Genomic DNA, 1,320 nt, shown 5'->3' with positions numbered 1-1,320 from the left:
GACATCCTCCCCCACCTCGCTTCGCGCCCGACAAGTCGGGAAAGGAGGGGGATTCCTGTTTCATAGCGTATCGCTTTAAATTCAAAAGAATCTAAAGTCTTACTTACGCTCCACAGGCTAACACTGTCTGCCCGACAGCTTTAATATTCAGTGCCGCATTTATGTCGCGGTCTAGCTCGCTAGAGCATTGAGGACACGACCATTTACGGATATGTAACGGCAAGGAATCGACAACGTGACCGCAGCAATTACAGCGTTTAGAGCTTGGATACCACTTATCAATCTTAACTACAGTTCGACCGTACCACTCAGCTTTGTAGGTAAGTTGGCGCACGAACTCGCCCCAGTTGGCATCGCTAATTGCTTTAGCAAGTTTTCGATTCTTGACCATGTTTTTTACGCTCAGACTTTCACAGCTAATCACTTGATTATCGTTTATCAATTGGGAAGTCAGTTTGTGGGTGAAGTCGTGACGACAATCAGCAATCTTTGCTTGAACGCGAGCGACTTTCTTTCTGGCTTTGTGGAAGTTAGAAGAACCTTTCTTCTTCTTCGATAGCACACGTTGAGTCTTAGCTAGTTTACTAGCGTAACGCTTGGTGTGACGGGGATTTCCAGACTTGAAACCGTTGGAGGCAATAACAAGATCAGTCAAACCTAAATCAATACCGGCTGTATTTTTACTAATCGATAGTGGTTTTGGCTCGAAGCGACACAGACAAGATACAAAGTAGCGACCCGCACTGTCTTTGCTAATTGTAATGGTGGTTGGTTCGCTAGGCAGCTCTCGCGACCAACGAACATTTATAGGTTGCTTAGATTTAGCCATGAACAACTGACCATCAGTATATCTGAATGCTGCTTTGGTTAGTTGTGCGCTTTGTTTCGAGCGCTTCTTTTTGAAAGTTGGGTATTTAGCTCGACCCTCAAAGAAGTTCTTAAAAGCAGTTTGTTGGTTTCTGATTGCTTGCTGCAAAGGAACGCTAGAAACATCATTAAGCCAAGGGAACTCAGGGTTTTTCTTGAGTTCAGTTAGATAGCTTGATGCTTTGCTGTAGTTAATCTTGATTTGCTCATTGTAGTAAGCATCAGTACGCCAACGAAGAATAGAGTTGTAAACAAAACGCGTACAGCCAAACGTCTGTTCAAGTAAGGTTACTTGCTCAGGTGTTGGGTAGAACCGTTGTTTAACCGCTATCTCTTTCATGCCTTACAAGATATACAGTGTTTTCGTAAGATTCAAGCTCTATTGTTAGCGCGTTGCGCTAAAACCTTACATCCCCGACCTAAAGGACGGAGTTTTTCGGCTCAAATGATAAA

The 1,320-nt window shown here is 43.8% G+C and carries 1 protein-coding gene; it reads right to left on the bottom strand.

All coding sequences use genetic code 11. From position 1 onward, the window contains the following. Positions 1-103: 103 nt before the first annotated feature. Entirely contained in the window at positions 104-1,207 is a 1,104-nt protein-coding gene (locus tag HC000_RS18250) for an RNA-guided endonuclease TnpB family protein (protein ID WP_179808387.1), read from the bottom strand. Between the last annotated feature and the right edge of the window lie 113 nt (positions 1,208-1,320).

Origin of the sequence: Pseudoalteromonas sp. MIP2626 (assembly GCF_013414205.1) — a bacterium.
Classification (GTDB): domain Bacteria; phylum Pseudomonadota; class Gammaproteobacteria; order Enterobacterales; family Alteromonadaceae; genus Pseudoalteromonas; species Pseudoalteromonas nigrifaciens.
Note: the sequence above shows the minus strand (reverse complement) of the source record. Positions and strands in the feature narration are given on the sequence as shown.

Bases quoted from the DNA above. Each gene is read 5' to 3' on its own strand.
- HC000_RS18250 (WP_179808387.1), bottom strand. From the start codon at position 1,207: ATGAAAGAGATAGCGGTTAAACAACGGTTCTACCCAACACCTGAGCAA.